This is a genomic window from Tautonia marina (assembly GCF_009177065.1).
Lineage (GTDB): Bacteria > Planctomycetota > Planctomycetia > Isosphaerales > Isosphaeraceae > Tautonia > Tautonia marina.
This window is the reverse complement of the sequence record NZ_WEZF01000022.1, coordinates 1-11,969: the sequence shown is the minus strand read 5'-3', so window position 1 is coordinate 11,969 and position 11,969 is coordinate 1. Positions and strand designations below refer to the sequence as shown.

8 protein-coding genes are annotated in these 11,969 nt (G+C 63.8%); 6 read left to right on the top strand and 2 right to left on the bottom strand.

Annotated features, from left to right (window positions below; translation table 11 throughout):
• The first annotated feature begins 162 nt into the window (after positions 1–162).
• The 4 genes from rpsO (at position 163) to GA615_RS22120 (ending at position 5,380) form a co-directional block, all read left to right on the top strand.
• Positions 163–432: a 30S ribosomal protein S15 gene (gene rpsO / locus GA615_RS22135; RefSeq protein ID WP_152053512.1), complete on the top strand. Its 270-nt coding sequence runs from the start codon at positions 163–165 to the stop codon at positions 430–432.
• 232 nt (positions 433–664) lie between these two features.
• Positions 665–2,977, top strand: coding sequence for a polyribonucleotide nucleotidyltransferase (pnp, locus tag GA615_RS22130; protein WP_152053511.1), 2,313 nt, complete (start codon positions 665–667; stop codon positions 2,975–2,977).
• A gap of 223 nt (positions 2,978–3,200) precedes the next feature.
• Positions 3,201–4,013: a two-component system sensor histidine kinase NtrB gene (locus tag GA615_RS22125; RefSeq protein WP_152053510.1), complete on the top strand. Its 813-nt coding sequence runs from the start codon at positions 3,201–3,203 to the stop codon at positions 4,011–4,013.
• Positions 4,013–5,380: a sigma-54-dependent transcriptional regulator gene (locus tag GA615_RS22120; protein ID WP_152053509.1), complete on the top strand. Its 1,368-nt coding sequence runs from the start codon at positions 4,013–4,015 to the stop codon at positions 5,378–5,380. Before GA615_RS22125 ends, GA615_RS22120 begins: the two co-directional genes overlap by 1 nt.
• 129 nt (positions 5,381–5,509) lie before the next feature.
• On the opposite strand, the gene GA615_RS22115 is transcribed toward GA615_RS22120, so the two are convergent.
• Positions 5,510–6,616: a TlpA family protein disulfide reductase gene (locus GA615_RS22115; RefSeq protein WP_152053508.1), complete on the bottom strand. Its 1,107-nt coding sequence runs from the start codon at positions 6,614–6,616 to the stop codon at positions 5,510–5,512.
• 290 nt (positions 6,617–6,906) lie between these two features.
• Between GA615_RS22115 and GA615_RS22110 the strand changes: the two genes are divergently transcribed.
• Entirely contained in the window at positions 6,907–7,707 is an 801-nt protein-coding gene (locus tag GA615_RS22110; protein WP_152053585.1) for a glycerophosphodiester phosphodiesterase, read from the top strand.
• A gap of 192 nt (positions 7,708–7,899) precedes the next feature.
• Complete coding sequence (locus tag GA615_RS22105; RefSeq protein ID WP_152053507.1) at positions 7,900–10,362, top strand: serine/threonine-protein kinase; 2,463 nt, start codon at positions 7,900–7,902, stop codon at positions 10,360–10,362.
• Here GA615_RS22105 and GA615_RS22100 read toward each other — a convergent pair.
• Positions 10,352–11,740 (bottom strand): DUF4832 domain-containing protein, encoded by a 1,389-nt coding sequence (locus GA615_RS22100; RefSeq protein ID WP_152053506.1) that lies wholly within the window; start codon positions 11,738–11,740, stop codon positions 10,352–10,354. The two genes, GA615_RS22105 and GA615_RS22100, sit on opposite strands and share 11 nt — an antisense overlap.
• Positions 11,741–11,969: the final 229 nt, after the last annotated feature.

Sequence of the window (11,969 nt, the reverse complement as noted above, 5' to 3'; positions counted from 1 at the left end):
CCTTCCCCCTCGACACCGGACCGATCCCTCCGGTTCCGGCCAATTTCGACCAACTGCCATTGCTCTTGGACACCGCCTCGCGTAAACTCTCTCACTTCGTAGCGTAAAGATTTCGAGTTACGGCCTCTCACATTATTCGGCCGGTGCCTTGCGGGGCGTGTGATGGCGATCACCAAAGAGAAGAAGCAGGAGATCATCGACGCGTTCAGGCGCGAGGAACATGATACGGGATCGCCCGAGGTGCAAATTGCGCTGCTGACGGCCCGCATCAACGATTTGACCGACCACTTCAGGACCCACAAGAAAGACCACGCCAGCCGCCGCGGGCTGCTGATGCTGGTCTCCAAGCGATCGAGCCTGTTGAAGTATCTGCGACAGACCGACCGCAAGAGCTACCTCGAAGTGATCGGCCGGCTCGGCCTCCGCAAGTAACCGTCTGTCGGTGACCCACTCCTTCGGTTAGGGCGTTTCCGAATCTCGGTGCGCCCTGATCGTGTTTGATTGATCAGGAGGGTTGCGGGCTGTTTCGGCTCGTGGCTTTCTTGTGTTCCCGATTGGGTCGACCGGCCCTCCCGCGTCATTCTCTCCTCCCGGTCTTCTCAAGGCCGGTACGCCATCGCCCACGCACCCGGCACACTATTGCCGAGTCGAGGTAAGGGTGGGCATGTCCACGTCTGGTTCTTTCGCTCCCGTGAATCCCGTCAAGAAACTTGTCGTTGTCGAACGTACGATCGGCGGCAAGACAATTTCCATCGAGACCGGCCGCCTTGCCAAGCAGGCCACCGGTGCCGTGGTGGTCCGCCTCGGCGACACCATGACCCTCGTCGCCACCGTCGTCGCCCCCGGTCGTGAGGGGCTCGACTTCTTCCCGATGATGGTCGACTACCGCGAGAAAGTCTACGCCGCCGGCAAGTTCCCCGGTGGCTTCATCAAGCGCGAAGGTCGCCCCACGACCAAGGAAATTCTCACCTCGCGCCTCACCGACCGCCCCATCCGGCCGCTCTTCCCGAGCGATTACCGCATGGAGGTCCAGATCCAGGCCAGCCCCATCTCGGCCGACCGGATCAACGACCCCGATATCCTAACCCTCATCGGTGCGTCGACGACCCTCTGCATCTGCCCCGATGTCCCCTTCCTCGGGCCGCTCGGGACCATCCGGCTCGGCCGGATCGACGGTCAGCTTGTCCCCTTCCCGACCGCCGAGGAGATGACCCGCAGCGATCTCGACCTGATCGTCGCCAGCACCCGCGAAAAGGTCACCATGATCGAAGGCTTCGGCAAGGAATTGCCCGAGGCCGAGATGCTCGACGCCATCCTCGAAGCCCACAAGCTCAATCAGGAACTCATCGACCTACAGCTTGAGCTCCGCGAGAAGCTCGGCATGCCCCCGATGGAGCACCCCGAGCCGCAGCCCGATCCCCTCGTCGAGGACCTGCACCGCCGCTATTCGGCCGACCTCCGGGAGGCCCGGCTCATCAAGCTCAAGCAGGATCGCAACAACGCCGTCAAGGCATTGCAAGAGCGGGTCGTCACCGAACTGTGCCCCGAGGTCCCCGAAGGCCAGGAACCCACCGGGCCGACTCCCCTTGAGGTCAAAACCGCCTTCTACGCCCTTCAGGAACGAGTGGCCCGCGAGATGATCCTCGACGGCTACCGCTCCGACGGCCGAGGTCCGAAAGACCTCCGCATGATCTCCTGCGAGGTCAGCGTTCTCCCCTGTGCCCACGGCTCGGCCATCTTCCAGCGCGGCGAAACCCAGGCCCTCGTCACCACCGTCCTCGGCACCGGGGCCGACGAGCAGCGCGTCGACGGCATCATGGAGGAGTACTCGAAGAAGTTCTACCTCGACTACAACATGCCCCACTTCGCCGTCGGCGAGGTTCGGCCGATTCGAGGTCCCGGCCGTCGCGAGATCGGTCACGGCATGCTCGCCGAGCGCTCCGTCGCCCCCATCCTGCCCGACCCCCAGCGCTTCCCCTACACCATCCGGGTCATTTCCGACATTCTCGAATCCAACGGCTCCAGCTCGATGGCTTCGGTCTGCGGCGCGACGCTCAGCCTGATGGACGCCGGCGTGCCCATCACCGACCCTGTCGGCGGCATCTCGATCGGCCTCGTTGAAGACCCGAAGACCGGCCGCTACATCCTCCTGACCGACATCATCGGCGACGAGGACCACTTCGGCGATATGGACTTCAAGGTGGCCGGCACCCAGCACGGCATCACCGGCATCCAGCTCGACGTCAAGAACATCGGCCTCTCGGAACAGATCATCCGAGACACGCTCGACCAGGCCCGCGAGGCCCGCGTCGAGATCCTCCGCTCGATGCTCCGCGCCATCAAGCGGCCCCGCGACCAGATCTCGATGAACGCCCCCCGGCTCATCCAGATCCAGATCGATCCTCAGAAGATCGGCATGCTCATCGGCCCCGGTGGCAAGACGATCCGACGGCTCCAGGAGGAGACCGGCACGAAGATCGATATCGAAGACACCGGCATTGTCACCATCGCCAGCGCCTCGGCCGTCGGTGCCGAGGAATGCCGAGACCGCATCGAGGGGATGACCGCCGGCGTCCAGCTCGGCAAGATCTACGAGGGCCGCGTCATGTCCGTGAAGGACTTCGGTGCCTTCGTCGAACTCCTGCCCGGCCAGGACGGCATGGTGCACATCTCCGAATTGACCGACGGCTATATCAACAGTGTGGCCGACGTCTGCCGCGTCGGCGACACCATGCTCGTCAAGGTTATCGCCATCGACGAGCAAGACCGCGTCAAGCTCTCCCGTCGCCAGGCCCTCGCCGAGCGCGGGATCGAAGACGATGTCGAGTCGAAGCCCCGGCCCGCCGGTGGTGAGGGGGACCGTGGTCCCCGAGGCGGCGGTGATCGTGGACCTGGTGGCCCCCGAGGCGACCGAGGCCCCGGCCCGCGAGGCCCCGGCGGACCTCCTCCCCGCGACCGAGACCGCGACCGTCGCTGATCCAGCACCCACTCCTGGATCGTCCCGTTTTCCTCTGTGTGTCCCGGTCCGAGGGTTTCGGTCGCCGGGACACCGTTCGAATGCCCCGACTCCCTTTTCGACGCTCAATCGGCCCGGTCATCGCACCGGGCCGTTCGCGTCGCCTGGGAAGAGCGTGGGGCATTCGGACACGACCGGAACGGACCGAGCCCCGCCCCCCGATCGCTCCGAGGGGAGCCCGCCCATGGCACGATCCCCCGCCGCTCCTGCCTCCCCCGCGCCGGAGCCCGCCCTCGCCGACTCCCACGCCACCGATCCCGAACCGGCCGCCCCCCTGCCCCCCGAACTGGCCCGTCGGCTTCGTGATCAGTACGCCGAGATCGCCCAGTTCGCCGGCGGCCTCGCCCACGAGATCCGCAACCCGCTGTCCACCATGCGTCTGACCCTCGACCTCCTCGCCGAGGACTTTCGAGACGCCCAGACCGACCGCGAACGCCGGGCCTTGCAGAAAATCGATCGGGTGCGCAAGGAGTCGCACCGCCTGGAAAACCTGCTCGAAGACTTTCTCCGCGTCGTCCGCCTCAGCGATCTCGACCTCGTGCCCGGCGACCTCAACGCGGTCCTCGAAGACGTCCGCGACTTCTGCGAACCCCAGTCGCTCGCTCAGGGGATCGTCACCCGGTTGCAAACCGATCCCGACCTGCCGCCGGTCGCCTTGCATGTCGATTCGTTCAAGCAGGCACTCTTGAACCTGATTCGCAATGCTCAGCTCGCCATGCCCGAAGGAGGAGAATTGATTCTCCGGACCCGCCGTAATCCCGAGAACAGCGTCGTGATCGATGTCATCGACACCGGATGCGGCATTCCCGCCGATGCCCTCCCTCGCGTCTTCGACCCCTTCTATTCGACCCGCCCGCGCGGCTCGGGACTCGGGCTTCCCATGACCCGTCGCATCATCGAGGCCCACGGCGGCACCATCGAGCTTGACTCCGAGCCTGGCAAAGGCACGCGGTTCCTCATCCGACTGCCCGCCTCCGATCCAGGAGGCAATGCCTGATGGACCCTCAGATCCGCGTCCTCGTCGTCGATGATGACGAGCCCCATGCCCAGGCCGTCGCCGAGAGCCTTCAGCGCGTCGGATACGATTGCACGGTGGCCGTCGGTGGTCGAGAGGCGCTGCGCCTCATCGAAGAACAGCATTTTGACATCATCGTCACCGACCTCGTCATGGAACCGGTCGGCGGCCTCGAAGTCCTACGCAAGGCCAAGCAGGAACTCCCCGAGGCCGAGGTCGTCATCCTCACCGGCCACGGCACGATTCAAACCGCCGTCCGGGCCATGCAAGGCGGCGCCGCCACCTACCTGACCAAACCGCTCGACATCGATGAACTCCGCGATGTCGTCGACAAGGCCAGCAAATCCCAGCGTCTCGCCCGCGAAAACCTCGAACTCCAGCGCCAGCTGCAGGAACGCTTCGGCTTCGAAGGGGTGGTGGGCAATAGCCCTCAGATGAAGGCGATCATCGACAAGCTCCGCCAGATCGCCCCCACCACCGCGACCGTTCTCATCACCGGCGAGAGCGGCACCGGCAAGGAACTGGTCGCCAAGGCGATCCACAACAACAGCCCCCGCAAGAGCAAGCCCTTCGTCGCCCTCAACTGTGCGGCCCTCAGCGATTCGATCCTCGAATCCGAACTCTTTGGCCACATCAAAGGGGCCTTCACCGGCGCCGACCGCGAGCGCAAAGGGCTGATCGAACACGCCAACGGCGGCACCCTTTTCCTCGACGAGGTGGGCGACATTCCCCCCTCAACCCAGGTCCGCCTGCTCCGCGTGATCGAGAACGGCGAGATCATCCGCATGGGCACCAACGAGCCGATTCACGTTAACGTCCGGCTCGTCACCGCCACCAACCGCGACCTGCCCGAGATGATCAAGGAAGGGAAGTTCCGCACCGACCTTTACCACCGGATCAAGGTTATCAGCATCAAGCTGCCTCCGCTTCGCGAACGTCGAGAAGACATCCCCCTTCTGCTCGATCACTTCGTTCGAGAGAATGCGACCCACTACGGCAAGCCGATTCCCGGGATTCATCCCGACCTGCGCAAGGTCTTGATGTCCTACTCCTGGCCCGGCAACGTCCGCCAGTTGCGCAACGTGGTCGAGAGCCTCCTGGTAATCGACACCGATGGTGAGCTGGGCCTCGACGACCTGACCGATGAAGAATTGCTCGCCTCGGCCGGCGTCACCCCTCAATCCTCGGGGGCCTCTCAACTGGTCGGCCAGCCGATGGAGTCGATCGAGGCTCACTACATCGCCGAGACCCTCCGCCTGACCGGCGGCAACCGCGAGGAAGCCTCCCGCATCCTCGGCATCGGCGAACGGACCCTCTATCGCAAGCTCAAGGAATACGGCATCAACTGATCGGACGTCCGATCGTTCGCTCATCCCTGGAAATGACCCACGGCCGAGGCCCGATCATCCGATCGAACCTCGGCCGTGGTTGTCTGCTGCTCGGGGCTCAAGGCCGAAGGGCCCGACTCCTTCAGGCGATCATTCGCCCGCCGGAGCCGAATCGCCCAACAGTTCCGCGATCAGGTTGCCAATGTCCTTGGCGTTCTGCTCGCCGCTGCCGACGCGGACCATCCGGACCTTCCCTTCCTGGTCGATCAGAACGACCTGGGGAATGCCCGACACCTGATAGAATTCCGACATCGCGTCGCCGTCCTGAATGGCGAAGCGGTGCGTCAGATCGTACGAGGCGGCGAACTTCTCCAGCATCGCCCGTTCTTCCTCGGGCGTGGTGCCGGGCTTCGGCACGGCGCGGCCCGAGGCGTCATCCCAGCCGAACTCGTAGTAGTTCGTCAGGCCGATGATGACCAAGCCCTTGTCGCCGTACTTCTCGTTCCACTCGATCAGGTGCGGGAAGGTGGCGATGCACGGACCACACCAGACGGCCCAGAAGTCGAGCAAGACGACCTTGCCCTTCAGGTCCGAATCGGTGAGCGGCTCGCCGTTGACCCACGCCTCGACCGACAGCGGGGCCGCGTCCTTGCCGATCATCTGCTCGCGGGCCAGGTTGCTCTCGATCGCGCCGCCGATCTGGTCGAGCACCTGCATGGTCTGGGCATAGCCTTGCTTCTCGGTGGCCGCGGCAGCCGCCTCGGCCAGGAAGGCACGGGCCTTGGTCAGTTGCTCATTGGCCTCGGCCGGAGCGCTGTAGGCCTTCGAGCTGAGCTCCATGACCAGCTTTTCGCGGTACAGGTTCAGGGTCTCGGCGTCGTTCACATTTTCCTGAAGCTTCTTCTGCACGTCGGCCAGCGTGGTCCGAGACAGCTCGATTCGCTGCTCCAGGATCGGCACGACCTGCTTGGCGCGATCGACCAGTTGCTTGGCGTCGTCGGCCTCGGGCTTCAGGGATTCCACCACGGCCTTCAGCTCGGCCAGGGCCTTTTCGGCGGCCTTGACGTCGTTTTCCATCGACGTCAGGATGTCGCCGATGGCCGTACCCATGTAGTCGTTGATCAGTTCGGCCGTCGGGTTGGCCTTGACCGCTTCGGCCTTCGCCTTGACATCATCGTTGGCCTTGGCGGGCGAGACGGCCACAACCCCTAGTGCAAGAACCGGCGCCAGGGCGATCGCGAGCAGTCGATTTCTCATACATTCTCCTTCAAGATTCGGACGTTGGGGAGGGCACACCACGGCTCGGGGATTCGTGACCCGTTGAGGCGGCGAAACGGGGGTCCCCGATCGCCTGAGCCAGTCGCCAGGGGGCCCCGTCCGAACCGAGCATACGGTTCTTATTAGAACGACTCACCGTTGCGTTTCGCCAGCACAATCTGAAACTCACCGACAATCATCTTGAACCGAGGCGCGTCCTCCGGCAATCCTGGAGGTCTAACTGAAATTCAACAATTTCGTCCCCGCCGGAGCCTCTCCTCGTGGTCGCCATGCTCTTTGGTCTTGCCCTCGCGGTCCAGGTGCCCCCCTCGGTACCCTTCGTCGCCCATCGAGGCGAGTCGGCCGATGCCCCGGAAAACACCCTGGCCGCCTTCAATCTCGCCTGGCAGCGCGGCGTGCCGGCCATCGAGCTTGACGTCCATCTCACCGCCGACGACCGCCTCATCGTCATTCACGACGCCTCGACCAAGCGCACCACGGGCGTTGATCTGCTCGTCAAGGAATCGACCCTCGATCAACTTCGTCCGCTCGATGCCGGTTCCTGGAAAGGGGAGCAATGGGCCGGCGAGCCCTTGCCCACCCTCGAAGAAGCCCTCGCCACCATTCCCGACGGCGGTCTGTGCCTGATCGAGGTCAAGGTCGGACCCGAAGCCGTCCCTGCCCTTGTCCGGGCCGTCGAAGCCTCGGGAAAGTCGGCCGAGCAACTCGCCGTCATCAGCTTCCACGCTGAGACGATCGCCGAGGCCAAGCGTCGGCTTCCCGAACTCCAGATGTACTACCTTTCCGGCTTCCGCCGCGACGATCAGACGGGCGAATGGACCCCCACGATCGAAGACCTGATCTCTACGGCCCTTGAAATTCGTGCCGATGGCCTCGACCTCGCCTACCGCGGCCCGTACGACGCCGACCTCGTCCGGAGGATCCGAGACGCCGGCCTCTCCTTCCATGTCTGGACCGTCGATGATCCCGAGGTCGCCCGGATCTTCGTCGATCTCGGCGTCGATTCCATCACCACCAACCGCGCCGCCTGGCTTCGAGATCAGTTGACGCCTCGCGACGCTCTCCGCTAAGTTCCTCGCCGTCCGAACCTCTCCCCAGGTTGTCTTGAAGCGTCCGACAGGCCAGGCTCGGTTGATCCCTCCCCTCTCACCAGAACCCCTGGCCCGTCGTCCTCGAATCGGTTTGTTTGCACGTCCCGTGTGGCTCTGAGCAAGCTGTGTGTGCCCCTCGATGAGGATGGGGTGTCCAGGCGGAGTGTGCCCATGTCGATCGCTGACCAACCCGACGGAGACTCGATGGCTCGGTGGAACGAAGCCGAAGCTCTCTTCGATTCGATCCGAGACCTCGATCCCGCCCAACGCCTCGACCAACTCAAGGCGCTCAAGAATTCCGACCCCATCCTCGTCGCCTGGGTCGAAGCCCTGCTCGAAGCCGAAGCTCTCGTCCAGGCGCTCGGCGATGCCTCATCCGAGGCATCGGCACCCGAGACCCAACTCATCCTCGACCTCCCCGACGATTCCCAACTGAAGGCCGGAGATCAGGTCGGCCCGTACTTCATCCTCGGCACCATCGGCCACGGTGGCATGGGATCGGTCTACCTCGCCGTCCTCGAATCGTCCCCCCTCCAGTTCGTCGCCCTCAAGCAGATCCGACACGGCGCGACCCCCGATCTCATCCGACGCTTTCACGCCGAACGCCAGTTGCTCGCCCACTTCAAGCACCCGCACATCGTTCGGCTTCTCGACACCGGCACCGACCACACCGGCGCTCCCTATCTCGTGATGGAGTTCGTCGACGGTCCGAATCTCAGTGCCCCTCACTACCGGGCGACCCTCGACGATCGCGGCATCGCTACCATCCTTCGCGACATCGCTCTCGCCGTCGACCACGCCCACGACCAGGGAATTGTCCACCGCGACCTGAAACCCTCCAACATCCTCATCTCCAAACAAGGGGTGCCCAAGGTCTCCGACTTTGGACTTGCCCGTCCCATTCTCCGCCAGGGACACTCCATAGTCACCCATCCCGGCGCCATCGTCGGCACCCCCTCCTTTGCGGCCCCCGAGCAGCTCGGCGCCCGCCCTGGCCGTAACCTGCCGACGGTCGATATTTACAGCCTCGGAGCCATTCTCTACTTCCTCATCGCCGGTCGTCCTCCCTACATGGGTGGCTCTCATGTGGAACTGTGCATGAAAGTCCTCCACGAGGAACCTCGCCCCCCTCGGTTCTACCGTCGCCAGGCCCCCTACGACCTCGAAACGATCGCCCTGAAGGCCATGGACCGCAACCCTTCCGAGCGGTTCCTCACGGCCGGAGCCATGGCCGAACAGCTTCAGCGCTACCTCGACGGTCTCCCCCTGACCATCCGCCGCCCGTCTCCGATCACCCAGTTGAACCGCTGGACCGCAAGACACCGCGGCCGGCTCCTCGCTGCCGGTTCTCTGGCAATCACCCTCCTGATCGCCGCCCTCACCCTGCTGGCCGTCGAGAACCGACGCCTCGTCGCCGACGCTCAGGCCCGCGAATCGATGCGACTCGCCTGGAAGCTCATCGGGAATGCCGTGCTCGCCCCCGAGTACATCTCCAAGGCCGTGCCCCTTGGCTCCGACGCGATGCACAATTACATCCTCGCCACGCACGATCTGTTCGAGACCGCCCTCCGCGACATCCCCGGCGCCGACCGAGACATTGAACTCCGCTACCGCACCGCACTCATCAATTACACCCTCGCCGAATCCTATGAAGGGCGCGATCACCACGCGTACATCGATCTCGTTCTCAAGCACCTCAGCCGCTCCATCACCCTGCTCGAATCCGTCCTCAGGGACCGTCCCAAGGACCCCTGGTACCGCTACAACCTCTTTCGAAGCCTCTCCAAACGCGGGATCGCTCGTTCGGCCTGGGGGGAGAATCCCGATTTCGCCGCCGCCGAAGCCGACCACCAACGCGCGCTAGAGATCATTCAGGCCCTCGCCGCCGATCACCCCGAGAGCCCGACCGAGCCTCAGTGCCGCGACGCCATCGCCTACCAGTACTACAACCTTGCATTCTTGTATGAGTTCCAGCAAGAGTTCGATAAATCTCGATCTTATGTCCTGCTGGCCCGCGGCCTCGCCCAACAACTCGTTTCAGAGGCTCCCGACGATCCCCTCTTCTATGGCAACCTTTATCGCACCGAACTGCTGCTCACCCAATTGGACCTCATTCAACAGCGCCCGGACAGGGCCGTTCAGTCCGCCCAGCGTGCCCTCGTCGCCGTCTCCCAGATGAGTAACTTGAATCCCGGCCTTCCTCAGCAACAGTTCGAGCGCGCGGCCACTCTCCACCTGCTCGCCAACGGATATGCTCAACTGCACCTCCGCGAAGAGTCATGTGCCGCGATGAAGGAGTCGGAGGCGATCATGAGTCAACTCGTTCAATCGTTCCCTCATTCCGCTTCGTACGTTTCCGCGCTTTACGCCCATCGTGCCAATTCTCTCGGTTTCCTGATCCATCTGGGCTTGCGCGAGGAGGCTGACCGCGCGAAACGTGAACTCATTGAGGAGCTGGACGCCCTGCTTACCGACGACAGCCCTACCGCCGACGACCAACTCCAGATCCTCCTCGATCAGGTCAACGGCACCGCGACGGCCCCATCATCCTCCGCCGACTCCGGATCTGGCTCACCTCCCGATGGCGTCGGCGATTGCGACGTCGCTTCCGTCCTCGACTCGCTCAGGGGGTAATCGTCCCCAGCGTCAACCACCCCGGCCGGTCGGCATCCTGCGTCGCGTTGGCGAAGCGAATCGGATTGCCGTTCGGCAGTGGGTTCGGAATCCGAAGCATCAGCGTCCATTGCGATGGCTCATCCGAGCCAGTGGCGATCGTCCCGGTCCACTGCCGCGGCGGATCACCCGGCAGCAGACCGATCAACGAGCCGTCGCAAGGGAACGTGATCACCGCTCCATCCTCTCCCAGCAGACCGAATTCCGGGGTCCAATCGACATAGAACGGCGCGACCCCTCGGTTATCAATCTCGACGGTCACCGTCCTCGACCCCTCCCGATCCGGCCCGATCTCGACCGTCGGCACATGGAACTCGTAGCCCATCCCTCTCACGGCATCATCGGCCCTTCGCCGCCTTGACTCGGGCACGTTCCTCCGCGACATCCCCGAATCCAGCAACCACGAGGCATGCGTCACCTCCACGCACGTCCGAAAGTTCTGGATGCGATCATCTCCCGGATCCTCGTCGAAGACCTTTCCCCACGCTTCCGGCCGGATCTCGCCGCCGATCGGGTGCGTCTTCCATTTCTCCAGCGCCTTCGGCCCCGCCGCCTTCAGCAAGGGAACAAAAAACCAGAAATCCTCCCGACGCCCCGTGTCCAGAGTCGCCCAGGCGAACGAGTCGTCGTGATAGCCGAAGCCTCGCGCCGCGTTCGAGGCCATTCGGTCGTGATCGTCTCCGGCCGGATACCGCAACAGGACCGGCGTTGTGCTGAAGGCCCCTTCGAACGCATCAAGCACCTCCTCCTGCACGGCCTTCGAGGCAAACAGCTCACTCCGGGGATACGTGTGCCACTCTCCCCAGTGCCCGAGCAACCCCGCCGTCAAGAACCCGAGCCTCGGGTCACCGTCGTACCGTTCCCCCAGGGCCGAGATGAACGATCGTAAGGCCCGCCGCAACCGTTCGTCCTCATAGTCCGGCGTCTCGACCTCCTTCCCGTCGGTGTCGGCCACCACATACCGATGGACCGTCAATCCATCCCGGATCAAGAATTCGGGAATCACCCCCAACCGTCCCGGATACTCCAGGAAGACCCGAAACACCGCCTGGTTCCCTCGGCTCGCGATCGCATCGAGCCGACGTTCCAGCGGTTCCCAGTCAAACGACTCATACCCCGTCATCACTTCACTGAGCGACACATAATCAAATTCGAGCGAATGCGGGAACTCCCTTCCCTGCCCCGCGTAAGGGACCAGTCCCTTCATCGGGTTGTCCACCGCCGCGGGCGCGTACTCCAGCGCGATCTTGGTCGGTTGCACTTGCCCGGTCGCCTCTCCCTGCCAGCCCACCAGCAGCCCCAGCACCACTCCCGGAACGATCATCAGGGTTGTTCGCATTTCGTCCCTCGGCCGTTACGACCGTCTCCCTCTGGTTGACTCAACGTGCTGTACCGCACCCGTCCGACCTTCCGTTCTCCCATCCTGGGCTCCAAAATCTCAACCGGCAAAACCCCCGTATCCGAAAAAAAGTGACTGAAGCCCCCCCTTGGTCACGATGCTATTGATGAGCCGACCATCGCTTTTCGTACGCTCCCGGCGCTCCACTCTCTTGTGAACCAGCACCCGT

What these genes read in the sequence shown, in the direction of transcription:
- GA615_RS22110 (WP_152053585.1), top strand. Translation starts at nt 6,907, where the DNA reads ATGCTCTTTGGTCTTGCCCTCGCGGTCCAGGTGCCCCCCTCGGTACCC.
- rpsO (WP_152053512.1), top strand. Translation starts at nt 163, where the DNA reads ATGGCGATCACCAAAGAGAAGAAGCAGGAGATCATCGACGCGTTCAGG.
- GA615_RS22105 (WP_152053507.1), top strand. Translation starts at nt 7,900, where the DNA reads ATGTCGATCGCTGACCAACCCGACGGAGACTCGATGGCTCGGTGGAAC.
- GA615_RS22100 (WP_152053506.1), bottom strand. Translation starts at nt 11,740, where the DNA reads ATGCGAACAACCCTGATGATCGTTCCGGGAGTGGTGCTGGGGCTGCTG.
- GA615_RS22125 (WP_152053510.1), top strand. Translation starts at nt 3,201, where the DNA reads ATGGCACGATCCCCCGCCGCTCCTGCCTCCCCCGCGCCGGAGCCCGCC.
- GA615_RS22120 (WP_152053509.1), top strand. Translation starts at nt 4,013, where the DNA reads ATGGACCCTCAGATCCGCGTCCTCGTCGTCGATGATGACGAGCCCCAT.
- pnp (WP_152053511.1), top strand. Translation starts at nt 665, where the DNA reads ATGTCCACGTCTGGTTCTTTCGCTCCCGTGAATCCCGTCAAGAAACTT.
- GA615_RS22115 (WP_152053508.1), bottom strand. Translation starts at nt 6,616, where the DNA reads ATGAGAAATCGACTGCTCGCGATCGCCCTGGCGCCGGTTCTTGCACTA.